This window comes from Flavobacterium notoginsengisoli, from assembly GCF_014207905.1.
Lineage (GTDB): Bacteria > Bacteroidota > Bacteroidia > Flavobacteriales > Flavobacteriaceae > Flavobacterium > Flavobacterium notoginsengisoli_A.
Genome location: NZ_JACHLB010000008.1, coordinates 147,449 through 173,678, shown reverse-complemented (window position 1 = coordinate 173,678; position 26,230 = coordinate 147,449). Strand labels below are relative to the sequence as shown.

General features: G+C 33.3%; 22 protein-coding genes and 1 tRNA gene. 1 reads left to right on the top strand and 22 read right to left on the bottom strand.

Going from position 1 to position 26,230, the window contains the following annotated elements; genetic code table 11:
* The first annotated feature begins 118 nt into the window (after positions 1-118).
* Complete coding sequence (locus tag HNP35_RS21280) at positions 119-1,054, top strand: hypothetical protein (protein WP_184167045.1); 936 nt, start codon at positions 119-121, stop codon at positions 1,052-1,054.
* A 334-nt stretch (positions 1,055-1,388) separates the two neighbouring features.
* On the opposite strand, the gene HNP35_RS21275 is transcribed toward HNP35_RS21280, so the two are convergent.
* The 22 genes from HNP35_RS21275 to HNP35_RS21170 form a co-directional block, all read right to left on the bottom strand.
* Positions 1,389-2,375, bottom strand: coding sequence for a PDDEXK nuclease domain-containing protein (locus HNP35_RS21275; RefSeq protein ID WP_184167042.1), 987 nt, complete (start codon positions 2,373-2,375; stop codon positions 1,389-1,391).
* Positions 2,376-2,394: 19 nt separating this feature from the next.
* On the bottom strand, positions 2,395-3,618 hold the full coding sequence (locus HNP35_RS21270) for a site-specific integrase (protein ID WP_184167039.1): 1,224 nt from the start codon (positions 3,616-3,618) through the stop codon (positions 2,395-2,397).
* A gap of 260 nt (positions 3,619-3,878) precedes the next feature.
* Positions 3,879-3,966, bottom strand: a tRNA-Ser gene (locus HNP35_RS21265).
* A gap of 151 nt (positions 3,967-4,117) precedes the next feature.
* On the bottom strand, positions 4,118-4,516 hold the full coding sequence (locus HNP35_RS21260; RefSeq protein ID WP_184167062.1) for an acyl-CoA thioesterase: 399 nt from the start codon (positions 4,514-4,516) through the stop codon (positions 4,118-4,120).
* Position 4,517: 1 nt separating this feature from the next.
* On the bottom strand, positions 4,518-5,651 hold the full coding sequence (gene ribB, locus HNP35_RS21255; protein ID WP_184167036.1) for a 3,4-dihydroxy-2-butanone-4-phosphate synthase: 1,134 nt from the start codon (positions 5,649-5,651) through the stop codon (positions 4,518-4,520).
* Positions 5,652-5,653: 2 nt separating this feature from the next.
* Complete coding sequence (locus HNP35_RS21250) at positions 5,654-7,108, bottom strand: LptF/LptG family permease (RefSeq protein WP_184167033.1); 1,455 nt, start codon at positions 7,106-7,108, stop codon at positions 5,654-5,656.
* Between the two features lie 8 nt (positions 7,109-7,116).
* Positions 7,117-7,809 (bottom strand): LolA family protein, encoded by a 693-nt coding sequence (locus tag HNP35_RS21245; RefSeq protein ID WP_246453630.1) that lies wholly within the window; start codon positions 7,807-7,809, stop codon positions 7,117-7,119.
* A 7-nt stretch (positions 7,810-7,816) separates the two neighbouring features.
* On the bottom strand, positions 7,817-10,273 hold the full coding sequence (locus HNP35_RS21240; RefSeq protein ID WP_184167030.1) for a DNA translocase FtsK: 2,457 nt from the start codon (positions 10,271-10,273) through the stop codon (positions 7,817-7,819).
* A gap of 18 nt (positions 10,274-10,291) precedes the next feature.
* Entirely contained in the window at positions 10,292-10,666 is a 375-nt protein-coding gene (locus tag HNP35_RS21235) for a diacylglycerol kinase (protein WP_184167027.1), read from the bottom strand.
* A gap of 14 nt (positions 10,667-10,680) precedes the next feature.
* Positions 10,681-11,178: a thiol peroxidase gene (tpx, locus tag HNP35_RS21230; protein ID WP_184167023.1), complete on the bottom strand. Its 498-nt coding sequence runs from the start codon at positions 11,176-11,178 to the stop codon at positions 10,681-10,683.
* Positions 11,179-11,830: 652 nt separating this feature from the next.
* Positions 11,831-12,088, bottom strand: coding sequence for a DUF6952 family protein (locus tag HNP35_RS21225; protein ID WP_008462029.1), 258 nt, complete (start codon positions 12,086-12,088; stop codon positions 11,831-11,833).
* Positions 12,089-12,111: 23 nt separating this feature from the next.
* Complete coding sequence (locus HNP35_RS21220; protein WP_007805605.1) at positions 12,112-12,420, bottom strand: thioredoxin family protein; 309 nt, start codon at positions 12,418-12,420, stop codon at positions 12,112-12,114.
* A gap of 187 nt (positions 12,421-12,607) precedes the next feature.
* Complete coding sequence (locus tag HNP35_RS21215; RefSeq protein ID WP_012024184.1) at positions 12,608-13,246, bottom strand: peroxiredoxin; 639 nt, start codon at positions 13,244-13,246, stop codon at positions 12,608-12,610.
* 125 nt (positions 13,247-13,371) lie between these two features.
* Positions 13,372-14,985 carry a glycoside hydrolase family 3 protein gene (locus HNP35_RS21210; protein WP_184167020.1) on the bottom strand — a complete coding sequence of 538 codons (1,614 nt, stop codon included), beginning with the start codon at positions 14,983-14,985 and terminating at the stop codon, positions 13,372-13,374.
* Positions 14,986-14,987: 2 nt separating this feature from the next.
* On the bottom strand, positions 14,988-15,437 hold the full coding sequence (locus tag HNP35_RS21205; RefSeq protein ID WP_184167017.1) for a GNAT family N-acetyltransferase: 450 nt from the start codon (positions 15,435-15,437) through the stop codon (positions 14,988-14,990).
* 151 nt (positions 15,438-15,588) lie between these two features.
* Positions 15,589-15,930 carry a hypothetical protein gene (locus HNP35_RS21200; RefSeq protein ID WP_184167014.1) on the bottom strand — a complete coding sequence of 114 codons (342 nt, stop codon included), beginning with the start codon at positions 15,928-15,930 and terminating at the stop codon, positions 15,589-15,591.
* A 30-nt stretch (positions 15,931-15,960) separates the two neighbouring features.
* Positions 15,961-17,274 (bottom strand): MFS transporter, encoded by a 1,314-nt coding sequence (locus HNP35_RS21195; protein WP_184167011.1) that lies wholly within the window; start codon positions 17,272-17,274, stop codon positions 15,961-15,963.
* Entirely contained in the window at positions 17,261-18,829 is a 1,569-nt protein-coding gene (locus HNP35_RS21190; RefSeq protein WP_184167008.1) for a glycoside hydrolase family 10 protein, read from the bottom strand. The genes HNP35_RS21195 and HNP35_RS21190 overlap by 14 nt, the downstream gene beginning before the upstream one ends.
* 93 nt (positions 18,830-18,922) lie before the next feature.
* Positions 18,923-20,194, bottom strand: coding sequence for an acyltransferase family protein (locus tag HNP35_RS21185; protein ID WP_184167005.1), 1,272 nt, complete (start codon positions 20,192-20,194; stop codon positions 18,923-18,925).
* A 39-nt stretch (positions 20,195-20,233) separates the two neighbouring features.
* Positions 20,234-21,439: an anhydro-N-acetylmuramic acid kinase gene (locus HNP35_RS21180; RefSeq protein WP_184167002.1), complete on the bottom strand. Its 1,206-nt coding sequence runs from the start codon at positions 21,437-21,439 to the stop codon at positions 20,234-20,236.
* Positions 21,440-21,649: 210 nt separating this feature from the next.
* The gene (locus HNP35_RS21175) at positions 21,650-24,649 is read right to left on the bottom strand and encodes a glycoside hydrolase family 3 N-terminal domain-containing protein (protein WP_184166999.1); all 3,000 of its coding nucleotides are present in this window, start codon (positions 24,647-24,649) and stop codon (positions 21,650-21,652) included.
* A gap of 51 nt (positions 24,650-24,700) precedes the next feature.
* A complete protein-coding gene (locus HNP35_RS21170) occupies positions 24,701-26,206 on the bottom strand; it encodes a sodium:solute symporter (protein ID WP_184166996.1) in 1,506 nt (501 codons plus the stop codon).
* Between the last annotated feature and the right edge of the window lie 24 nt (positions 26,207-26,230).

The window sequence follows — 26,230 nt, the reverse complement described above, 5'->3', positions numbered from 1 at the left end:
CTCACTTTGCACCGAAATTAGATGGTCACTTTAAACCGAAACGAAGTGGTCACTTTAAATTGGAAAACAGTGGTCAATATGACTGAGTTTTACACGTGGCTTTAAAATGATAACTTATATGAAAGAAATAAATTATTTAGAACCTGATGAAATCTGGAAAGTCTTTAATGTAAAATCAGAGCATGATTTTAAAGAAAAATATTTACTAAAAGGGAAATTCCATTCTTTAGTTCCTAAGGCGATAATTAATGATTACAAAGTAGTTGAAAGACTTATGTATTATAGCTATTTTAATTATCCATTAATTGATGAAGCTTTTTCAAAATCAACACGAATTTTTGAAGCAAGTGTTACCTTAAAACTCGAAATTTTAGGTTTAAAAAGAGAAGGCTTTGAATCACTAAATTCAAAACTTACACGATTAAAAATATTAGTTTCGAATGATTTATTTGAACAATGGAAAATAGCAAAAAAGTTCAGAAATGATTTTGCGCATCGTGAAGCTGGTGCTCTAATGGGGATTACTCTGATGAATGCCTTTAAGCATAACTTGAACCTAATAAACTCGATTTTTCTTGAATCTTCAACTATTTTAAATAAAGAAAACAATCTTAAATATATGCTTCAACAGAGCGAGCATTTAGTAAAAGGCTTATTTGTTTTAGATTACAAAAACACAAAAATATTACTATCTGGAGCAAGACCTTTTTCAACTGGAATTATAAATAACTTGGGTAAATCTCTATGGGTTTTTATTCCTATTACAGGTAATAAGATTATACAACAGGTAAATGATTTTCCTTCTTCATTAATTTTAAAATTAGAAAATGTAGAGATTAATGAGAAAGGGTTAAAGGCGATAGATGCTGAAACGAAAGAAGTAATTCAGCTTACAATAACGGAGAATGCTGAAAATGTTGAAAAATTCAATCTGCACAATAATCGAATTGCAGAAATCGAAAAGATTTCACCGGATATTAGTTTAGAGTATATGTCAATGTTAAAACATAAAACAACGAAAGAAATTGCGGATTTTCTATATAAAGATTGGTAAATAAATTACAGCTAACAGCTTCTAGCCGATTGACTTAATTGAAAATAGTAGAAACTTAAATTGTAACCAGTTCAATTATGTCCACGGTGCGGATACAATTGAAAATGTTTAGTAAAATTTTCGATACCAATTTAATTTTCGATATGAAAGTCCAGTTTTGTACTTATGTCTATAATTCTTCCGCAAGATATTTAATTAAGTGACATAGTTCGCTCTTTCTTTTCCCTACAGTTCAATTAGTAAACATGTCCTGTTAAAAATGAATATGCTTTTGCGTTCATGTCAATTGCGTCCGCAGTACGGACGCAATTGGAAATGTTTAGAAAGAATAGATTTATTCAATTTCTAAATTGCTGTTGAACAATTCATGGATTTTTTGCTGGAGTATATTTTTATCTGGTAGGTGCGTTTTATATTCGGCTACCATAGTAGGAGAAAGAGTTCGGCTTAAAGCATATTCTACAACTTCACTATCTTTATCTTTACAAAGTAAAATTCCGATACTTGAATTTTCGTTCTCTTTTTTTACATCTCTGTCAAGGGCTTCTAGATAAAAATTAATCTGACCTATATGTTCTGGCTTAAACTTATCTGCTTTCAATTCAAAAGCAACAAGGCACTGCAGTACCCTGTGATAAAATAATAAATCAATATAGAAGTCACTGCTTCCGACTTGAACTTTATATTCTTCGCCTACATACAGAAAGTCTTTACCCAGCTCAAGAATAAAATCTTTCATCTGTTTGATAAGTCCTTTCTTGAGATCTTTTTCATTGTGGGGCTCAGAGAGATTTAAAAAATCAAAAATGTAGCTGTCTTTGAGTGAATTGATTATTTTAGGATGTATTTCTCTCAACACTGTTGAGAGTTTTGCATTTCCGAGCATGGTACGTTCAAAAAGACCAGAGGAAATTTGCCTTTCAAGTTCTCTAAAGCTGTAGTTTTCCTCTTTAGTAATTTTAAGGTAAAACTCCTTTTCTTCTATACTTTTGCATCTGGAAAAAATAGCAAGATTGTGTGACCAACTGATTTCTCTCAACAGTGTTGAGAGATTTGGATAATCTTTATATTGCTGATAGAATTGTTTCATTCTCCAAATATTTTTATTTGAAAATCCTTTTAACATCGGTTCATTTAAAAGCAGATAATTTGATAATTCATCAACAACAGAAAGACCCCACTCTTCAGATTCTAGTCTTTGACTGATGTATTCACCAACGTTCCAGTAAAGGTCTATTAATTCTGTATTGACTGCTTTTAAAGCTTTGAATCTTGATTTCTTAATAAGATTTAAGATATCTATAAATTGGTTTTGAAGCATAGCCTGAAATTTAAAGTTACTATCTAAATTTAGATTTCAGTTTCTCCATATCTTCCATTATATTAACATCCAAAACTTTTGCATAATGCTGTGTCTGCTTAGTATTGGTATGTCCCATCATTGCAGAAACATTTTCGAGTCTTACTCCGTTTCCCAAGGTTACGGTGGTTGCAAATGTATGTCTGGCAACATACCATGTAAGATGTTTGTCTATGCTGCAGGCATCAGCTATTTCCTTAAGATAGGCATTCATTTTCTGATTCGATATTTTCGGGATAAGACCTTTTTGCTGATTTTTATATTTTGAAATAATTTTCTCAATGGTTGGTAATACGGGCACATTTGCTCTAATTGCAGTTTTGGCTCTGCTTGTCATAATCCATAAATTTCCATTTGAATCTTCGGATAAGTTTCTTTCGGTCAGATCCATTGCATCGACAGGTGCATATCCTGTGTAGCAGCTGAAAAGGAATATATCTTTGACCTTTTCAAGACGGGGTGTTGAAAATATTTTATTCTCGATCGTATTCAGTTCTAGCTGTGTTAGGAAAACAGCATCTTTTACGCTTAGCCTTCCATCATAAACGTTGAATGGATTTTTAATGATCAAATCCATTTTAATGGCATAATTGCAGGCAGTTTTATACATTTTCATGTACTTTACCACCGAATTGTTTTTGATGCCTGTCTGGTCTTTAAAACTGCTCTCGTATTTAAGGAATTGTTCCAGTTTAAACACAAATGAGCTTGATATTTCAGATGCTGACATATCTTCCTTTTTGTAGGCTTTCGTGATAAAATCCAAAAGTAAATCCTTCGCTCTTTTGTACTTCTGCAGTGAAGCGGCTGCGCGTTCTCCAGAATTGACTCTTTTGGTGAAGAATATATTGTATGTTTCCATAATTGAAATTATGGAAGGACCTTGAGGCTGGCCGATTTTGGCTTTTCCTGTAAGTTCGGCTTTTAGCAATTCCAGATCAACTTCAGGATCAATTCGGAAAAGTTCTGTAAACTTCTTTTCGGCATTAAGCTGCATAAGATCAAGAGAGCTTTTGATTACCTTTTCTTTTTCCGCCTTCAGTGTATTTTTCAGATGGTTTGTCTGGATCCATTTTTCTTTCGAAATATATTTTCCCGAGGCGATTGTAATTGTTTTGGTTTTATAAGAAAGCCTTAGAATAATAGAGCTTTCTCCATCTCGATTAACTCTGCCGGATTTTAGCAGAAAAATTGTTTTTAACATGTTATCTAATTTTAAAATTAATAATCAAATTGAATTAATAATTTTAAGAGAGCTCATTAACAGTAGGGAATTCCCGGGGAATTCTTTTGTTTTAGTGGTCCAATTTTGAGAAAAAAGATCTCAAAAAAAGTGGGACACTGATTGTGCCACCATTCTTTGATAAAACATGTGCTTTTTGAAAAGTGTGTAAAATCGAAAAAGCCTTTAAACACTAGTGTTTAAAGGCTTTTGATTTTTAAAGTTTCTTTTGAAACTTCATCTGGCGGAGAAAGAGGGATTCGAACCCCCGGACCTGTTACAGTCAACAGTTTTCAAGACTGCCGCATTCGACCGCTCTGCCATTTCTCCAGTATGTCGCTCTCATTATCTGATTGCGGGTGCAAATATAAGACGGTTTTTCGGTTATAAAAACTTTTTTCGGACTTTTTTTTAAAGTTTTTTGAGATAATTTTCAAGTGTCTAATTATCAGTATTTCCGAAAAAGATATTTTTTTAAAAATTATTCTAAATCGTCTAAAATTGGCGTTGGTTTTTTGTTTTCATCAACTGCAACAAACGAAAAAGTTCCTGAAACAACCGTTTCTCTAAGTTCCGAATACATTTGTTCCATGAAAATATCTACGTGAATTTTACAGCTTGTTCTTCCTACACTATCAACTTTTGCTACCAATTCGATTAAAGTTCCAGCCGGAATTGCTTTTTTAAAGTCAATTTGACCTGTGGAAATCGTAACAACTTTTTTTCTGCTAAAACGTGTTGCGCAAATAAACGCTACTTCATCCATAAGGTGAAGAGCAGTTCCTCCAAATAAAGTGTCGTAATGATTTGTTGTACTCGGAAAAACGGCCTTGAAAATACGCGTTTCAGATTTTTGGATTCTTTCTTCTACTGTTCCCATATTAGTAATTAACGTATTCTGTAATTTCAAGTCCATAACCAATCATACCTACACGTTTTGTTTGTTCAGTATTCGAAACCAATCTGATTTTAGAAATATCAATATCATGAAGAATTTGAGCTCCAATTCCGTAATCTTTACTGTCAATAATAACTTTAGGTGCTTTTAAAGTTCCATTAGATTGCAAAGTTTTTAGCTCTGAAATTCTATTTAAAAGATTTACAGCCGTCATATCTTGATTAATAAAAATAACAGCACCTTTTCCGTTCTCATTGATTACTTTAAACATATCATCCAATTGCTGTTCAGCATTATTGGTCAATGTTCCAAGTAAATCATTATTAACTTGTGAAGAGTGTATTCTAGTCAAGATAGGTTCACCAGAATTCCATGTTCCTTTTGTTAAAGCAATATGAATCTGTTTATTGGTTGTTTGCTCGTAAGCTCTCAGTCTGAAAGTTCCGAAACGAGTTTCTATATCAAAATCTTCTTTTTTAACGATCAGACTATCATGTTGCATTCTGTATGCAACTAAATCTTCAATTGAAACTAATTTCAAATTGAATTTTTTTGCCACTTTTATCAATTCAGGAAGACGAGACATTGTACCGTCTTCATTTAAGATTTCACAGATAACTCCGGCTGGCTTAAATCCTGCTAAACGCGCAAAATCAATAGCCGCTTCAGTATGTCCAGTTCTTCTTAAAACGCCTCCTTGTTTGGCAATTAAAGGAAAAATATGTCCAGGGCGAGCTAAATCGTGAGGTTTTGTATTTGGGTCAACTAATGCTTCAACAGTTTTAGAACGATCTGCGGCAGAAATTCCAGTTGTAACACCGTTGCCTTTTAAATCAACAGAAACAGTAAAAGCGGTTTCCATATGATCTGTATTATTGGTAACCATAGCACGCAAATCCAATTCTTTGCATCTGCTTTCTGTAAGTGGCGTACAAATTAGACCGCGACCGTGGGTAGCCATAAAATTGATCATTTCAGGTGTTACCTTTTCAGCTGCGGCCAAAAAATCACCTTCGTTTTCACGATCTTCATCATCGACTACAATGATTACTTTACCTTGACGAATATCTTCAATAGCTTCTTCAATGGTATTTAGTTGTATTTTTGTTGTTGACATAATTATTCTTGCTTTTGAGCTGGAAAAAACCGCTCGGAAATTTTCTGAAATAGTTGCGAAATTGGAGTTGTAATTGCATCAAAATTAATTAACCCGTTGTCGTTTGTTGCACGATACGTTAAAAGAACGGCTAACGGCGACAGGATAAAAGATGACATCCATGAACCTAAAAATGGAGACATACCTCCTTCTTGTGAAAGTCTTTTTCCAAAAGTATTAATGAAATGGAAAGTAATAAAGATTAAAACAGCAAATACAATTGGCAATCCAAGTCCACCTTTTCTAATAATTGCACCAAGTGGAGCTCCGATGAAAAACATTAAAAAACAAGCAAATGCAATGACAAACTTTTCATACAATGCATTCAAATGCTTGTTAATTTCTCTTTGTTTGTCTTTTAGATCTTTTTGAGTTGTATCAATTGAATAAATATTACTGGTGATATTACTTCCTGCCATTTTTAAAATATCTACTTGATCTTTGTTGGAATACAATGACAACAAGTTGTTTGGAAGTGGTTTTTTCTTAATTTGTTTATTTACATTTTGCGGACCTCTTCTAATTCCAACTCGTTGGTTAATGTTTTCTGAAAAAGAGACAATCTCGTTATCTAAATTCTTATTCAAAGAATCTAGTGTGTAGCGTAATTCATTAACATTTAGCATTGCATTTGTACCAGCAATACTTTCTTTACTGTCGTCAACTTTGTTTAATTCAGCTAAATCAATATTGATAATCTGTTTCTTAAATTTTCCTTTTATAAAAGGCAATTTGGCACGATCTTCATATTTTTTTGGAGTAACATCCTGATAGTAGTAGCCGTCATTCAAAACTAATTGAAGGATGCTTGATTTTTCACTACTAATCAATTCTCCGGTTTTAGATTTAATAACAGTTTTGTTTTCACCCATACTATTAGGCTTTTCGTGAATCGTTACTCCTGTAAGATGATTTCCATTTTCGCCAGATTTTTTATTGACCTTTATATTATAGAAGCCCACATCGTTAAACTGACCTTCAGCAATAGCCATTGCGGGTTTAGCCTGAGCGATATTTTTTCTAAAGTTGACAAATTTAAATTCGGCATACGGAATAACATTATTGGCAAACCAAAATGCGACAATACTTAAAACGAAAATAAAAATAATCAAAACGCGCATGGCTCTTTGCAGTGATATGCCAGAAGATTTCATGGCAGCGAATTCGTAATTTTCGGCCAAATTTCCAAAAGTCATAATCGAAGCCAATAAAACCGATAAAGGCAATACCAGCGGAATAATTCTCGGCATTGAGAAAAGCAAGAATTTAACCACTAGAATTAAATCTAAATCTTTACCAGCAAGCTCGGAAATAAACAGCCATACGGTTTGTAGTATGAATATAAAAAAAAGGATTACAAATACCGTAGCAAATGTAATCAGAAAAGTTTTTAGTAAGTATTTGTCTAAAATTTTCAACCTTGTAATTAATCTAATTTATTAATGTAGTATTTCGGGTATTTACTCGCTACAAATGTAAATTGATTTTTTGACAATGGCTGATTGGTTTTAAAAGAATTAACGGTTAAAGTTGTTTTTGTTCCGTTTTTTCCAGTTTCAATCAAGTTATAGATGTGTTTTGTTTGGCTGTCAATACCTAAAAGAATTTCTTTTCTCTGATCTTTTCCACTTGTAGGAACTAATTTTATATACTGAATTTTTCGTCCTTTTACATTTTGAACAATGTCCATATTGTATTTATAGCCAGAATTGAAGAAAGTAAGCATTTTTGAAGGTGTAATAGCGCTGTCATCTTTTTCGTTAACTTTAGAAATGGTAACTTCTTCGTCTTCAGGAACGATTGTATAAGTTTTCTGTCCGTCAAAAATTTTGGTAACGCCCATAAAATTCAAAACATATTGATTGCCTTTCATGGTTACATTTCCTTTACTGTCTTGATTGATGTTTTCTTTAGTATTGTTTAAAGAATATTTAAAATCAATTACAATATTATCGTAGCTTTTTATTTTAGAAGTTACTTCGTTCAATAGATCTTTTGCTTTCTTATCTTGAGCTTGAATAGAAGTGAAGCTCAAAAGCAAAATAATTGCCATTTGAAAACACTTTTTAGTCATGTTTATGATAGGATTTTGGTTGATTTCTTGAATTTTTGCTTTCATGATTGGATTAATTTTGTTCATTATTAAAAAATTGATCAAGAGCACTTAAATCTAGAATATTGACGCTTCTAGCTTTACTGCCTTCGAATGGACCAACAATACCTGCTGCCTCAAGTTGATCGATTAATCGACCTGCTCTGTTGTATCCTAATTTTAATTTTCGCTGCAATAAAGAAGCAGAACCTTGCTGTGCATTGACAATAATCTCAGCAGCTTCTCTAAATAAAGTATCTCTTTCAGAAATATCTATATCAAGATTAATGCCAGTTTCTTCTCCGACAAACTCTGGAAGCAAATATGCGGTGGCATATGCTTTTTGTGCGCCAATAAAATCTGTAATTTTTTCAACTTCGGGAGTATCAATAAAAGCACACTGAACACGTATTACATCATTTCCATTTGTGTATAATAAATCCCCACGCCCAATCAATTGATCAGCTCCTTGCGTATCTAAAATCGTTCTAGAGTCGATTTTCGAAGTTACTCTAAACGCGATTCTCGCAGGGAAATTGGCTTTAATCAAACCTGTAATTACGTTAACAGAAGGTCTTTGCGTTGCAATAATTAAGTGAATACCAATCGCACGAGCCAACTGAGCCAAACGAGCAATTGGAACCTCGACTTCTTTTCCAGCTGTCATAATCAAATCGGCAAACTCATCGACAACCAAAACGATATAAGGCAAAAATCGATGGCCAGCTTCGGGATTTAATTTTCTAGATTTGAATTTTTCGTTGTATTCTTTAATATTACGAACCATCGCATCTTTTAATAAAGAATAACGATTATCCATCTCCACACAAAGCGAATTTAAAGTATTGACTACTTTAGCATTGTCAGTAATAATAGCGTCTTCTGTATCTGGAAGTTTTGCTAAATAATGACGTTCTATTTTGTTGAACAGCGTAAGTTCTACTTTTTTTGGATCGACTAAAACGAATTTTACTTCTGCAGGATGTTTTTTGTATAACAACGAAGTTAAAACAGCATTTAACCCAACAGATTTACCTTGTCCTGTTGCTCCAGCCATTAATAAGTGAGGCATTTTAGCAAGATCGACAACAAATGTTTCGTTTGAGATGGTTTTTCCTAAAGCAATTGGAAGTTCCATTTCAGCTTCTTGGAACTTAGCAGCTCCAATCACGCTTTTCATAGAAACCATAGTTGGGTTTTTGTTCGGAACCTCAATACCGATAGTACCTTTTCCTGGAATTGGCGCAATAATACGAATTCCTAGTGCAGACAATGATAATGCAATATCATCTTCTAAACTCTTAATTTTTGAAATTCTGATTCCGGCTTCAGGAACGATTTCATATAAAGTAACTGATGGCCCGACAGTTGCTTTAATTTGAGCAATTTCTATCTTGTAGTTACGAAGAGTATCTACAATTCTGTTTTTGTTTTCTTCTAGTTCTTCTTGATTAATTGTAATTCCTCCAGTCGAATATTCTTTTAATAAATCGATAGTTGGGAATTTGTAATTGGATAAATCCAGAGTTGGATCAAATAATCCAAAATCGGCTACTAATCGCGAAGCTAAATTTTCTTCTATAATATCTTCTTCTTCCGCTTTTTCAATGACAAAAGCTTCATCAGGAGAAACTAAAGGAAGTTCTTGTTTTGGCGGAATTGGCTTTAAAATCGGATTCAATTCAATTTCAGAAGCATGAGAAATAGTTGGTTTTAATGCCTCTTTATTGATTTCGAATTGAGAATCAACAGTTTTTAAGTGAATGTCATCTAGCTCAGGATCGCTTTCTGTCACTTCTTCTTTAATAGCAAATTCTTCTAAGTTATAAGCGCTCTCAGGTTGATTTACAGCTGGTTTTAACTTCTCTAATTCTGATTTGAAATCTTTTTTAGTAGAATCAAAATACGTTTGTATTTTTTCTGGAGATAATTTGATTTTAAAAATAAGGTACACAATTAAACCGAAAAGCAACGTCAATAAAGTACCTGTTTTTCCAATGTAATCTTGTAGAAATAAATTCAGTTCATAACCAATTGTACCTCCTAGTTCTGGTGCTGAGGTGGCAAAAAAGCCAAACAAAATAGAAACAATAATGATGGCAAAAATATCCCAAAACCATGTATTTTTAAGCTTTTGAGTAGATAGTTCTAACGCTAAAAACATTCCGGTAAGGAAAAATAGGCGCACAAATAAAAAAGAAGCAAGTCCAAAACCTCTGTAGATTACTAAATCGGATAAATAGGCTCCGAATTTTCCAAGCCAATTTTCAACAACCTCGCTACGATCTCCAAGTTGGTTTACTACACTTTGGTCATTTTGCCATTGCCCATTAACATAAAAAGAAATAAATGCAACCAATAATGCAATTGAAAATAGAACTAAAAGACAGCCTAGAACAAATTTTTGTTGCTTAGACATCTTAAAAGATCTTTTATTTCCTTCTTGTTTTTCGTTTTTTTTATCTACAGTTTCTTTTTTATTTTTTGCCATTCTTGCGTTTTCCTTTGCCTAAATAAATTTTGGAATATAAATAATCAAGCCTATTGCTATTGCAGTCAATGCGGCAAAAAATACCGCTCCGGCAGCAATATCTTTAATAAATCCGATTCGTTTGCTGTAATCCGGATGGATGAAATCAGCAATTTTTTCAACTGCTGTATTCAATCCTTCAATGCTTAAAACCAAACCAATGGCTAATGTCTGACATAGCCATTCGGTTTGTGAAATATGAAAATAGAACCCAGCAATTGTCATGATAATTCCTAAAGAGAATTGAACCATAACACTGTGTTCTGTTTTTATCAATTTTACAGCGCCTTTAAAAGCATAAGTTACACTTTTTAATCGCCCTGTAACAAAAGTATTGTCTTTTTGAAACTCCATTTAGAGTATATTTATTATAATGCAGCTAAAGCAGCTTCGTAATTTGGTTCGTTTGCGATTTCAGCAACTTGTTCTGTGTGAACGATTTTTCCATTAGCATCAACAACAATGATTGCTCTTGAATGCAAACCTTTTAATGGTCCGTCAACGATTTCTAATCCGTTTGCTTTACCAAAAGCACCTTCTTGAAAATCTGATAAGTTTACTACATTTTCTAAACCTTCAGCACCACAAAAACGTTTTTGAGCGAATGGCAAATCTCTTGAAATACATAAAACAACAGTGTTTTCTAATCCGCTTGCGCTTGCATTGAAAGTTCTAACAGATGTTGCACAAGTTCCTGTATCAACACTTGGGAAGATATTTAAAACTAATTTTTTACCTGCAAAAGTGCTTAATGAAGCAACTGATAAATCGTTTTGAACTAAAGCGAAATCAGCTAATTGTGTTCCAACTGCTGGTAATTCACCTGATGTATGAACTGGATTTCCTCCTAATGTGATAGATGCCATGATTTTTGTTTAAAATTAATGAGGTTCAAAAGTAAGGATTAAAATTTGAATCTAAAAGTATTTGTTATGGGTTTAAGGAGAGATTAAGAGTGGTTTTTGGATGGCCACGAATTCACGAATTTATCTAATGATTTTAGATTTATTGCTGTTGTCAGGCTGAGCGAAGTCGAAGCCCGAGTACGTAGTTCCAAAATATAAATAGTTAATCTTTGTAGAATTACTTTGCGTGGGCTTCGACTTCGCTCAGCCTGACAATTCTTTGTCAATAACTATGAAACGTAAATTGAAAACGGGATGCGAGAGGGATAGAAGCTAGCTACCGAAGTAGCGCGGATAGCCCGACAGTATTTGGGAAAGTGGGCGAATAAAGACAAAGTATGTTTGCCCACTTTTTCAAATACTGTCTCGCCCTAATTAATTTTAGATTTTTGAGGGTAGATTTTAGATTTGTTTTACTTTGTGTGGGCTTCTTCCGAAGCTTCGGGATCGCTAAGCCTGACAAAGATTGCGTGAAACTGGGACTGCGACTGAAAACTGAGACTACGCTGAATACTAAAAAACTGACCACTGTAAACTAAAAAAAGCGTCCCTAAAATAGAAACGCTTTCTTCGTCATGTTTTTTGTTTTTTTCTTTGAAAAAGAGGCTTGAATTTATTTATCGATTGAACCTAAAACACGCTTCATGAACGTATTTAAAGCTTCTTTTTTGTCAGTTCCCTGAGCAACTAATTTTTGCACTTCAAGAGCACCGTACATATTTGAAATCAATTCGCCGATAACATCTAATTCTTCGTCTTTAAGAGAAGGAATTTCGGTCATCGCTTCCAGAACTTCAATCGTTTCAATGATATAATCCTGATCGTTTTCTTCGATGAATTGTGTTAAATGCTTAATTACTGGTAATTTCATGTTGTGGAGTTTTAAATGATGAATTAAGCAATTGCGTTTACAAGATCAATTAAAACTTCTTGTTTGTTAGTTTGTGTTTCACCAACTAATTGTCCGTTTACGAAAGTTGCGAATGTTGGCAAGTTGCTCACATTAGCTAATTTTCTTGACTCTGGAGAATTTTCTGCATCAACCAAAACAAAAGTGATAGCTTCATTTTCTGTTGCTAATTTTTTGAATTTTGGTTTCATAATACGGCAATTTCCACACCATGAAGCTGAATATTGTACTACTACTTTTTCGTTTTTAGCAACTAAATCTGCTAACGTATCTTCGTTTAAGTCAATTAACATAAGTTTTATTTTTTGAGATTCTAAGGTGCTAAGACTCTAAGGTTCTAAGTTTTTTGAACCTTTATGGATTTTAGCAACTATAATTTTTTTGAGATTTTTTGAGAGAAGATTGATTTCTAAGTTACTAAGGTTTAAGAATGAAATCTTAGAACCTTAGCATCTTAGTATCTTAGAAACTAATTAAAAATTAGTTTGCGCTTAAGTATTCAGCAGTACTGATTCTGTCAGCAGACATAGCTTCTTTACCAGCTTCCCAGTTTGCAGGACAAACTTCACCTTTAGTCTGGATGTGAGTGTAAGCGTCAACCATTCTTAAGTATTCGTTTACGTTACGTCCTAATGGCATATCGTTTACGCTTTCGTGGAAGATTTTTCCAGTTTCGTCGATTAGGTAAGTAGCTCTGTAAGTTACGTTTGAACCTTCGATGATAACTGAGTCAGTATCTTCGCTGTAGCTTGTAGATTCGATATCAAGAATACCTAAAATGTTAGCCAAGTTACGGTTTGTATCAGCTAAGATTGGGTAAGTAACACCTTCGATTCCACCATTGTTTTTTGGAGTATTTAACCAAGCAAAGTGAACTTCGTTTGTATCACAAGAAGCACCAATTACGATAGTATTTCTTTTTTCAAATTCTGGTAATGCAGCTTGAAAGGCGTGTAATTCTGTTGGACATACAAAAGTAAAATCTTTTGGGTACCAAAATAAAAGTACTTTTTTATTGTTGTTTACTGCTTCTTCAAAAATGTTGATTTTTAAATTGTCACCCATTTCTGAGATAGCATCTACTGCAATACTTGGGAATTTTTTTCCTACTAAAGACATAATTTCTGATTTACGTTAAATATTTATTTCTGGTGCAAAAGTAGGGTACAAGTGCAGGTTTTTACAATAAGATGTGATTATTAATATTTATAAGTTGATAAATTTTGATTATTTAGTGTTTTAACTTATTGAATATCAATATTTACTGGTAAACCGCCATTTGAACTATTTTTTTCTAAAAATTGAATTCCTGCTGTTTTTTGAAATTCTTCAAAATCCTGATACGTTTCAACTAGCCCTGAAGCCTTTTTAAGATTTGGAATTAATGGTAAAGAATACGGATTCCCGAAAACGTAAATGATGCATTTTTTGGTTTGAAGCAAATCAGAAAGCAATTCTAAAACTTCACTGTCAATCTCAAAATTGTTCAATGGTTTTGCCTTTGGAACAAATAATGAAATCAAAATAGTTTCAAAATCTTCTAATTCTTTTTTGACGGATGAAATATCCGAAATTTCTAAATTTTCAAAAGCAAATTCCGGTGAAGAGAGTTTTGAATTTAAAGTTTTGAAGAATGTGTTTTCAGTATTTTTATATAAACTCAGTTTGGCTAATTTGTTGTTTTTCTGAGCTTCAAAAGCTAATTCTGCGCTCGAGTTATCGATAATTGTTGTAATCGCATTTTGAGCAATTTCCAGATTTAATTTTGATGTTCTTTCGAAATCTAATTCGCCCGAAACAGCTGTGTTTCCAGAAAGAATTCCCGCTTTTTCTTTAGCTTTCATAATTCGGTTATAACTTTCGAAAATACGGTCTGGAGAAGCATTTTTATAGATGGCTTCAATTCCTTCAGGAACATTTTCGGCGAAACATAAGACATCATTTCCTGCATTAAAAGCTTCCCATTCTAATTGTCCTTTGGTTTCGTATAATTTAGAAACGCTGTGCATATTTAAAGCATCCGAAATTACTAAACCATCATAACCTAATTTATTGCGTAAAAGATCCTGAATAACCGCTTTTGATAATGTTGCAGAAGTATCTTTTCCGTCATTCAAACTTGGAACAGCCAAATGTCCAATCATAATAGAATCGACATTGTTTTCGATTCCTTTAATGAAAGGATATAATTCGTTTTGCATTAATTCTTCTAAAGTTTCCTTTAAAACCGGAAGACCTAAATGCGAATCAACATTCGTATTTCCATGTCCAGGAAAGTGTTTTAAACAGCCTAAAACGCCAACTTCAGACATTCCGTTTAAATATTCAACAGCAAAATTGGCTACTTTTTCTTTGTTTTCGCCAAAAGAGCGGTAACCAATAACCGGATTATTTGGATTATTATTAATATCCGCCAAAGGCGATAAATTGTACTGTATTCCAGCTGCTTTTAAGTCTAAACCAATTTGTTTTCCAACTTCGTAAACCAATTTTGATTTGTTTTCCGGCAAAGCGCCAAGCGTAATCGCATACGGATATTGAGGCGTTTTTTCGATACGCATTGCCAATCCCCATTCTGCATCAATACTGATCAAAAGTGGAGTAGAAGCGGCTTTTTGATAACGAACGATTAAAGCTTTAATTTTTTCGTAGCTATCATCATTAAAAACAACTTTTTTCTTGCTTTCATAATTCGTTGCAGCGCTCGCACGACTGTGAAAAAAGGTTAATCCTCCAATATTATACTCTTTTATAAAACGTTCCATTTCTTGGATGTTTTCTTCGGTGTCGTTCATAAAAACGGCTGGGAAAAAGAATTGCCCGATTTTTTGACGTAAAGCTTCTGCTGTGATTTTCATTATTATAAAGTCTTTTTCATGCAAACGCTGTTATCCATTTCTTCATAAGGTGGATAATTCGGAATGATGGTATAATTTAATTTTTGATATAAGTTGATGGCTTCCGGCTGATTTTTTCCGGTTTCTAAAATGGTATAAGTATAACCTACTTCTTTCGCCCAAATTTCCAGTTCTTTTAAAACGGCAGAAGCAATTCCTTTTTTTCTGTAATCAGGATGAACATACATTCTTTTGATTTCAGTTTTGTCGCTTTCTTTTTCGCGAAAAGCGCCGCATCCAACTGGAATATCATTTTCGTAATAAACGATAGTATGTTTTATTTTATCAGTTTTATTAAACTGATTATAAAACGCATGATCGTCTCCATCTCTAATGGCTAAATCTTTATCTAATAAAGCCACTAGATTTATAAAATCAATATCATCTGAGTTTGTTCGTTTTATGTGAATCATGATTTTATAGCTTTTTTGTTTTTGTGTTAATTTTTGAAAAAAATAGAAATAGTTTTAGAGCAGTTGAGGCATAGCTATGTTTGGAGAAACTAGTTTTTCTTTTTTTCTCTTTTTGAATAAAATAAATCTATGTTTCTATGTGTTTAAAAAACTATTTCAATTTTGCTTTCTTTTGTTTAGCTAATTGTTTTTGGGTTTCAATGGCTTTTTCCAGTCGGTTTTTGAATCTAAAAAGTTTTGGAAGACCTTCCAATCGGTCTTCAATTGTGATTTCTTCGTAAACCAAAATGGCTTTTTCTAAAACCCTAATTTCGTTGCCGAGATCGTTTTGGTTTTTGTAGATTGTTGCCAGTCGATCATAAGGATGATTTCCTTTAAAGCTTTCTACGACATTTTCTTCATACAACTCAATTGCTTTTTCAAGATTTCCATTTTTTTCGAACTCAGCTCCTTTCAGATTTCGTTCAGCCTGCAAATTTTCATTGATTTCCATATGTAAGAGTTTGATTTGGGATTAAACTTCTTATGATTTTTTCCCAAAATCTTTCGGGAAAGTTAAAAAACGTGATAAAATAAGACCTGGAATTGTAGCAATCAAAACCCAAACGAAGAAGTTTTGGTAGCCTAAATATTGTTGTATAAAACCGCTCAACATTCCTGGCAGCATCATTCCTAATGCCATAAATCCAGTTGCCAATGCATAATGTGCTGTTTTTGATTCTCCTTCGGCAACATGAATTAAATACATCATAAAACCAGTAAATCCAAAGCCGTAACCAAATTGTTCTAAAACAACGGTAATACAAGTATAAAGATTTAATGGAGAATCAATTTCAAAAAAATATAAATTTATGTGAAGATGAAATAATTCTTGCGGCTGGAAATGAGCTAAACCAATAAAACCAAGAATTGGAAGATGCATTGCTAAAAACATTGGAAGCATCCATTTCGTAAGTCCATGTTTAGAAATAGCGATACCTCCTAAAATACCACCTATTGTAAGGGCAAAAATTCCCAGTGTCCCGTAAATAATTCCAACAGCTTCTGTGTCTAATCCCATTCCGCCTAATTCTCTTTTATCAAGAAGGAACGGACTTAACATTTTTAACAATTGAGATTCTCCTAATCTGAATACTAAAATAAAAGCCAGGATTAATCCGATTTGTTTTTTCTTGAAGAAACTGATAAATATAGTTCCGAAGTTTTGGTGTGGAGTTTCTTTGTTGCCTTCTACTACATTTATTTCATTCTTTGGTGTGAAAATAAAGTTGTAAACCGTAATAAAAGTCATCAATAAACCAACACAAATCATGGTGTACGACCATGCTTTTGTATTGTCTCCATATTTATGTTCTAAATATCCTGCAAAAAGCACCACTAATCCGTTTCCTGCCAACATTGAAAGTCTGTAGAAAGTACTTCTGATTCCGATAAAGAAAGATTGTTTATCTTCTGGTAAAACCAATAAATAAAAACCGTCGGTCGCTATATCATTTGAAGCTGAAGCAAAAGCAGCAACCCAGAATATGGCTAATGTTGCATAGAAAAATCCATTTGCTGGAATTGTTAATCCGACAAGTAAAAAGGCAATCGAAATGATGAGCTGCATCCATAAAAACCATTTTCTTTTGGTTCCGACTAATTCAATAAGCGGACTCCAAAGCGGTTTTACGACCCAAGGTAGATACAATAAACTTGTCCAGACTCCAATGTCTTTATTTGAAATTCCTAAATTTTTGTACATAATTACCGAAACCGAAATGATTATGGCATACGGTAATCCAGATGCAAAGTTTAGAAGCGGAATCCAGAACCAAGGTTTATTATCTATTTTCATTTGGTTGAGCAGGTATATAGTTTTTAAATGGTTTTTTTAAATCTATGGCAGTTGGCGTACTTTCATTAGCATAATAGTCAATAAAAGTTACAGCACAAGCTTTATAAAGGTTTAGTTTTCCGGCTGCAATTGCGAAAGTAATTTTGCCATCGATTTCTTTTACGGTTACTTTTTCTACAATTTTAGTAGCGTCATTAATATCGATTTTTGAAATATGTTCACCTCCGTAAACGACCATATAACGGACTTTTGTGTTTAATGGACTTTTGAAAGTGAAGTTATAACGAATGCTATCTTTGTTATATTCAATCACTTTTGGTGTATCAATTATAACATGTCTTAAATTCGGGACAGCTGCTGGAATCGCAGGATATTTATATTGGTTTTCTTCTAAATGACGAACAACATCAAAGTTTTTGCCCATAAACCATTTCGAGCTGAAATAAGCACTTCCAGAAACATTTTTAAAAGTTCTTAGAAAATCAATCTGAGTGGGAATTTCGGTTACAAAATTCCAACTTTTATCTGAGTCGCCTCTAATTTTATAAGAAGCATGACCAATGTAAACTGCCGTATTGTTAGAATTTTCAGACCACCATTTTACCAATTTAGAATAAGATGCTCTCGTATTATTCATACTCCAATACAATTGAGGCAGAATATAATCAATCCATTTTTGATCCATCCAAAGCATTGGATCAGCATATAAATCGTCATAATTTGAAGTTGACTGCGTTTCAGAACCTCTTGGATCTTGTGATTTATTTCGCCAAACTCCAAATGGACTAATTCCAAACTGAACCCAAGGTTTGCTGGCTTTTATAGTTGTTGAAATCGTATGTACAAAATTGCTCACATTCGCACGACGCCAATCGGCTCTGCTTAAACCGGCACCATATTTTTGGTAGGAAGCGTTGTCGTTAAATACTTTTCCAGGAACAGCGTACGGATAAAAATAATCATCAAAATGAATCGCATCGATATCGTATTTATCCACTACTTCTTTAACTACTTTCGTTAAATGCGCCTGAACTTCCGGTAAAGCAGGATCGTAATAATATTTTCCGCCGTATTCGATCATCCATTCAGGATGTTTAAAAAGATCGTGTCCAGGACTTAAAAGATTTTTATTCAAATCAAAAGTCGCACGATAAGGATTCAGCCAAGCGTGGAATTCAAATCCGCGATTGTGTGCTTGTTCGATCATCCATTCTAAAGCGTCATAATATGGATTTGGCGCTAAACCTTCTTTTCCAGTTAAAAAACGAGACCAAGGTGCGAATTCAGAAGGATAAATGGCATCACCAACACTTCGAACCTGAACAATTACAGCATTATAATTTAATTTTTTATAGGCTTCTAAAATTTCGAGGTAATCAGCTTTTTCTTTTTCTACATTATCGATGCTTGTTTTTGGCCAGTCAATATTCACAACGGTGGCAATCCAAACACCTCTAAATTCGTTTTTAGGATGCATTGTATTTTGCTGTGCAGCAATCGTCGAAACGAAAAATAGAAGTAGAAAAGAGAATATTAGATACTGATTTTTATGCATTTCAATGTTTTTTAACAAAAACCAAAAATAGTTTTTTTAGATGATTAAAGGAAATTTAAATTTCGCAATAATAATACCATTCTTTCTGAAACGCTAAACTTTGAATATTAGTTTTCTTTTATACAAAATCCATAAAATAATCGACCAGAAAAGGGCATAAGCCAGTGCATAAGCCAATGATGCATTTAAAGGATTTTCAAAAACTGGCACAATTCCATATTCATAAATGTAAGCTTGAAAGCCAATTTCGTCACCTCCAATTTCTGGATTCTGCATTTTTATAGAACTCATTACCCTCGGAATTATTCCTGAAAAATAGAAGACAATCATTGGGTTTACACCCCAGATTAAAAATAATTTAGCCCATTTTTTATAATTAGCTACATCGATAATGTAATACAGAAAAGTCAAACTTAGAGTAGCAATTCCGCCTGTATACAAAACATAAGAACTTGTCCAAAGTGATTTGTTAATCGGGAAAATAATATTCCAAAGTAATCCAGAAATCAACAGCACGATTCCAGCGATTGCCAGTTTTTTTACAATTTCGATTTTGTCAGTAGATAAATTTAAAATTTGTCCGATAAACATTCCTGTAATTCCAGTTGCTATGGCTGGCAAAGTACTTAAAATTCCTTCTGGATCCCAAGTTTTAGAAACGCTCCAAAGGTGTCCGTTTAAAAGTAAATTATCAAGCCATGCAGCCAGATTAGTGCCTTTTTCAAAATTAGCTTCTCCAACTCCCGGAACAGGAACAAAAGCCATTAGAAGATAATATCCAACCAGAATTGAAACCGCCGTTATAATTTGCGTTTTTAAATTGGTTTTTAAATACAAAAGAGATGTAAAGAAATAAACGATTCCAATTCGCTGTAAAACGCCTGGAATTCTGGTGTCTTCAAAGTGTTCTAAACCGCTGTAGGCTAAGGATAATAATACAATTAAGATTCCGAAAACAAGATACGTTTTGAGTTTTAGGCTGAAATTCCCCAAAAGCGCATAGGCGATTCCGAAGAAAATAATAAGTCTTATGGCTAAAAGAGGAAATCCTTCCAAACCAAATAAATGTATTCTTCCGAAAAAAGCTAAAGAAAATCCTAAGCAGAAAATGCGCAGTGATCGAACTAAAATCTTATTAAAAACAGCACCATCAAGATGTTTAACCGGCATAGCAAAAGGGATTGCTGTTCCCATGATAAAAACAAAAAATGGGAAAACTAAATCGGTTGGAGTACATCCGTGCCATTCTGCATGTTCTAATGGCGGATAGATAGAAGACCAGCTTCCGGGATTGTTAACTATTGTCATTAGAAAAATAGTAAATCCTCTAAATACGTCCAGTGAGGTTAAACGTTCTTTTGTCATGGTTTTTGGTTTGTTAATAGTTTGTGGTTGGTTTTGAGATTAATCAGGAAATGAAATTTTCCCCATAGTTACGGATGGAATTTTTACAGAATTAAATTTGAAATCTCCTCCGGCAACAGTTTCATTGGCTAAAACAGCAAAAAGAATGGCTTCTTTGGCATCACTGTTAATTCCTAAATCATTGCTTTTAAAGAAAGGACAAGGCAGTAATTCTTTTAACCATTTTACAATTAAAGGATTATTGGCTCCTCCGCCAGAAAGATAAATTTTAAAGTCTTCAATTTTAAAAGAAGAATTTTCAACAGCAAATAAAATCGCTTCGGCAATAGTTTCGGCTGTAAAACGTGTTAAAGTTGCCAGTAAATCAGGGGCTGAAATATTGGTGAGATTGCTTTTTGAAAGTGCTAATTCTACATATTCAGCATTGAATAATTCTTGTCCAATTGTTTTTGGAAAACCTTTTTTGAAAAAAGAATTGTCTTTCAAATTGTCCAATAAGTCCTGATTTACAGTTCCTTGTTTGGCTATTTCAGCATCTTTATCGTAGCTTTTATCTAAGAAATACTTCTTTACAAAAAGATCGATTAAAGTATTTCCTGTTCCCGTATCGGTTACAAAAGTGTCTTCAGTTTTTATGGCTGAAGGCAGATAAGTAAAATTGGCAATTCCGCCAATGTTTAGCATGATTCTGTTTTCGCCTTCTTTTCCAAATAAAAAATAATCACCGTAAACGGCTAACGGAGCACCTTCGCCACCTGCTGCAACATGTTTTTGTCTAAAATCAGATAAAGTAATAATTCCCGTTTTTACTGCAATATGATCGCCATCTCCAATCTGCAAAGTCGCATTTGGAAATTTTTCCTGTTGATGCAAAAACTTTGGCGCATGTAAAACCGTTTGTCCGTGAGACGCAATTAAATCAATTTCTGAAGCGGGGATATTCCATTTTTTTAAAGCATCATTTATCATTTCTGCATGAAGCAAACCAATCCATTCGTTGAGCAAAACCAAATGCTGAAAATCGATGTTTTTCTTAGCAAAGACTTTACGAATTTCTGTTTTGATTTCTTCTGAATAACTAATCGTTTTAAATTGAGCCAGCTTTACATTGGTGTTTACGCCAGATCCTGAAATTTCGCATAAAGCAATATCTAATCCGTCGAGAGAAGTTCCCGACATCAGTCCAATGATACGTTTCGTTTCTTTTTGAGCAATTTGATAAAGTGCCTCAATATTTTTGTTCATGAAAATTCGTTTAAATTGCAGCTAAAGTTAATCAGTTGCGAGCAATTAATTCTAAACACATAGAAACATAGATTTAGATTTTTTAGAAAAGGCGTTTCACTTGTCTTAAACAAACATAGCGCTATGTGTTAGAAACTAGTTTCTTTTGATAATCTTTTTTTAATTCAGTATAAAACCTATGTTTCTATGTGTTAAAAAAAATGGGCAAAATTATTTTATTATAGATTCATAAATTATCTTCTGAATATCTTCACGAATTTTTTCTTTCGCTAATTTATTGCCTTCTTCGCCAACTTCAGGATATGTTCTATTTGATAAAAACACATAAACTGTTTCGTTTTCAGGATCAACCCAAGCCATATTTCCTGTAAAACCAGTGTGACCAAAACTTGATTTAGAAGCACATTGGCAAGTTGGACCGTCTTTTCCTAATCTTTTATCGAAACCTAAACCTCTTTCTACGCCTTGATCACAATAGAAGCAAGTATTAAAAGTATCAAAAGTAGCTTCCGAAAAATAACGTTCACCGCCATAACTTCCTTTTTGAAGAAAAAGTTGCATCATTTTGGCAACATCCATTGCATTCGAAAAAATTCCTGCGTGACCTGCAACTCCGCCTTCCATCGCAGCTGCCATATCGTGTACGTAACCTTGAATTAATTGATGTCTAAAATAATTATCGATTTCTGTTGGAGCAATTACATTTTTGTCAAATTTCAATAGCGGATTGTAAGTGGTATAATTCATTCCTAACGAATTGAAGAAGTTTTCCTGACTTAAATCTTCCAGTTTTTTGTGTGTAGCTCTTTCCAAATATTCTTTTAAAATGATAAAAGTAAAATCACTGTATTTGTATTCTTTTTTTAATGAAATAGGAGAGTCGGCAATAAATTTCATAATCGTGTCATGATAATCATTTCTAATGAAAAGATTATAAGCTACTTTAGTTGTGAAATTTTTCTCTGGCATTTTTCGATAATATTGATCAGATGGAAAACCTTTAGCGTCTAAAGTTGATTTATAAAACGGACTCCACGCAATCAATCCAGCATAATGGTTTAATAAATCTTTAAACGAAATGTCTTTTTTGTTTGATTTATTAAACATCGGAAGCATTGTTCCCAGTTTTGTATCTAATTCAACTTTGTTTTTATCGTACAATTGCATCACGTTTGGAAGCGTAGAAATCATTTTTGAAATCGAAGCAACATCGTATAAATCGGTATTTGAAACTTTTACTTTGTTATCGTAAGTTTGATATCCGTATGATTTCTGAAAAACAACGCTTCCTTTTCTTGCAACTAAAATCTGCATTCCTGGAGCCATTTTTCCGTCAATTGCTTTTTGGGCAATCGCATCAATTTTATAAAGAATATTCGAATTCATTCCAACATTTTCAGGTGTTTCAAAACCTAAACGATCGATTTTCTCCGTATCAATTCCGTCATTTACTTTGAAATTTTCATTGATTGAAACGGGTAATTTTCCTTTAGCGCCTTTAGCTCCAAATAAAATTTCGGCAGAAACAATCTGAGAAATTGTTGAGTTTTGGTACGAAACCATCAATCCTTCGATATCATCAAAATTTTTAATGGAAAGAAGCGAATATGGTTTTGTAAAAACATCTAAAATAACCTTATTATTTTCGGCAATTTTATTCAGGAAAAACAATTCGTTTGAAGAAAAATCATGCTTTTCCCAAGCTTTGTTTACTTTATGATAGCTTACAATAACCAAATCGTATTTCTTTAATTCAGCGTTTAAAGAATCTACGTTTGTGTTGGAAACCTCTGTTATTTCAGTATATTTTTTTAAGGTCGAAACAAAAGCGCTGTTTACATCTTCTCCCAGTTTTACATAAGCAATTTTCTGATTCAGATTTTTGATAGGAAGAATGTCTTTTTTGTTTTTTAAAACCGTAGTGGCATTTTCAAATAAATTGTACTGAAGTGCATCTTTATCAGGGCTTGTTAAATCCTTTTGAAGATTTTTTAGATCAACAGGTTTGTATTTGTTTAATCCTGCTTTGAATTTATAATGCAGGATTTTTTTAACCGAATGCGCCAAACGTTCTTCAGTAATTTGTCCATTTGCATAAAAGACTTTTAATTTTTCTAAAGCTGCTGGGACATCGTCCGGGCAAAGGAAAATATCATTTCCTGCTTGTAAAACAGCTAATTCTAAATCTCCGACAGGTTTAAAGTTGCTGGCGCCTTTCATGCCTAAACCATCCGTAAAAATAAGTCCGTCAAAGCCTAATTGTTTTTGAAGTAATTCAGTAACAACATTGTAAGAAGCAGAAGAAGGAACGTTTTCTTTTGGTTCTAAACTAGGAATATTAAGATGCGCGACCATTACAGAAGCCAGACCTTCGTCAAAGAGTTTTTTGTACGGATATAATTCGACTTCATCCATATGTTCTTTTGTGTAAGCAACAGTAGGAAGCGCTTTGTGCGAATCGACAGCGGTATCGCCATGTCCAGGGAAATGTTTTCCTGTACACAAAACGCCTTGGCTTTGAATGCCTTTCATAATTGCCGAAGCGCGATCAGCAACATTAGTTTTGCTTTCGCCAAAAGAACGATTTCCAATAATTGGATTCAGCGGATTGGTATTAATGTCTAAAACAGGAGCAAAGTTGAAATGAATTCCCATTCTTTTGCATTCGCTTCCCATTTGTTTCCCAACTTTTTCAATAAGGTCTAAATCCTGAATCGCGCCTAAAGTCATATTCCAAGGATAAGCGTAAGTGGAGTCTAAACGCATGCTTAATCCCCATTCTGCATCAAGCCCAATAAACAGCGGCACTTTGGCTTTGGATTGATAAATATTAGTCAATTTCGCTTGACGAACTGGCCCGCCCTGAAAGAAAATAATTCCACCAATATTGTATTTAGAAACCAGTTCTTTTACTTTGTTAACATGTACAGAATCTTTATTAGAATAAGCATTTGCAAAAAATAGTTGTCCCAATTTTTCGTCCAGCGTCATTTTGCTGTAAATGCTGTCTGTCCAGCGATTTTCGGCATCACAATCGGGAACAAAAGGTTTCTTTTCTGATTTGGCTTTTGGAACGTAAACTTCTTTGTTTTCTGTCGAAATAGGTTCGTTTTTGTCAACAGCAGTTTTGCTTTTTTTAGAAACACCACAATTGATGATTAAAAAAAGAACAGCGGTAAGCAAACCTATTTTTATAATTGTATTTTTCATGAAATCATTTTTTTGCATTCAGATAAAATCTGGTTTGCTATATTTTGGCTTTTAGAAAGAGATTTTTTCTTCTGTGCGTTTACTTGTTAAATAAATTCCGATGTAAGTAAATAATCCATTGATTATGATTAATTCATTGTCAAAAGTATATCCGAATAATTGTGCTGAGTTTTCGCTTAAGAAATACGTAAATATTGGCGAAATGATACAGATAATCGGAATCAATTTATCGTTTACTAATCTTGATTTTTGTAATAATCCGAAAGCATATAATCCTAATAACGGTCCATAAGTGTAAGATGCAGCCCTGAAAATTAATGCGACTACAGAAGCATCGTTAAATGAATTCAGGATTATAATAACTAAGAAAAGCAAGATTGAAAATGCAAAATGTACCCAATGTCTTATTTTGACATTTTTGTTGTTGTCCAGATTTTCAGATTTGTCCATTCCTAGAAAATCAACACAAAATGAAGTTGTTAAAGCCGTTAAAGCCGAATCTGTTGTGGCAAAAGTAGCCGCGATAATTCCCAAAAGGAAAACAAAAGCCGGAACAATTGACAAATGATTTAGAGCAATTTCTGGGAAAAGTAAATCGGTTCTTGGTTTTCCGCTTGCTAAATCTAATGGGATTTCAACATTATTTTTTGCAGCGTAGATGTACAATAAAGCGCCTAAACTCAGGAAAATAATATTGATTAAAACAAAAATTCCTGTAAACGTAAACATGTTTTTTTGTGCTTCGCCAATGTTTTTACAGCTTAGATTTTTCTGCATTAAATCTTGATCGAGTCCAACCATTGCAATAGTAACAAACATTCCTCCTAAAATTTGCTTTACAAAGTGGTACTTGCTCGTAAAGAAATCATCAAAGAAAAATATTTTTGAATAATTACTTTTTTGAATGGTTGAAATCGACTCAAGAACAGTCAGGTTAAGACTGTCACAAACAAAATAAATGGTTATAAACACTGAACTAACTAAAAAAAACGTTTGTAGGGTATCGGTAATAATAATGGTTTTTAAGCCGCTTCTAAAAGTGTATAAAAAGATAAGCGCCAAAGCCAAAAGTACCGTTACCGGAAAGGGTATATGAAAATCATTGAAAACATATCGCTGTAAAACAATGACAACCAGATACAATCTAAAAGCTGAACTAATGGTTCTGCTTACTAAAAATATAGAAGCTGCTGTTTTGTAACTTCTAATTCCCATTCTGTGTTCGATATAGCTGTAAATCGAAGTCAGATTCATTCTGTAATAGAGTGGAAGCAGGACTTTTGCAATAATGATAAATCCGATTGCATTTCCTAAAACAAACTGGAAGTATTTGAATTGTTCTCCGTTTGGCGAACCTACTTCTCCAGGAACAGAAATAAAAGTTACGCCAGAAAGCGCTGTTCCAATCATCCCAAAGGCAACAAGGTACCATTTGGAATTTTTATTTGCTTTAAAAAAAGAATCATTGTCCTGTCCTTTTTTACTGATTACGTTTGAGATAAACAATAAAAGACCAAAATAAACAAAGATGAAAATGAGAATTGTAGTAGAAGACATTTTGGTTTAGCTTTATAAATTAGG